General features: G+C 59.7%; 1 pseudogene. It reads right to left on the bottom strand.

Annotated features, from left to right (window positions below):
- Positions 1-278 (bottom strand): annotated as a pseudogene (locus EN852_RS40640) (type II and III secretion system protein family protein); the annotation flags it as partial.

The following is a 278-nucleotide window of genomic DNA, read 5'->3' as shown; positions in this document are numbered from 1 at the left end:
GTGAAGATCGGGTCGCCCGCGGGTGTGAAACCGGTGAGGTCGCTGACCTCCGGCGCCAGCTTGATGTGAATCTTGCCGTCGTCGAGCACCACCGGCGTGAAATTCAGATTGACGCCGAACTGCTTGAACTGAATCTCAACCTCTCCTTGGGCGTTGACGCTGCGGATGGGCACCTCGCCGCCCGCATTGAAGCTAGCGGTTTCGCCGGAAACCGTTGTGAGGTTGGGTTCCGCCAAAAGGCGCACGACGCCTTTCTGCTCAAGCGCCTCAATAATCAG

The sequence above is a fragment of the Mesorhizobium sp. M2E.F.Ca.ET.209.01.1.1 genome (assembly GCF_004010375.2).
Lineage (GTDB): Bacteria > Pseudomonadota > Alphaproteobacteria > Rhizobiales > Rhizobiaceae > Mesorhizobium.
The sequence above is the reverse complement of the archived record's forward strand: the minus strand, read 5'-3'. Positions and strand labels throughout refer to the sequence as shown.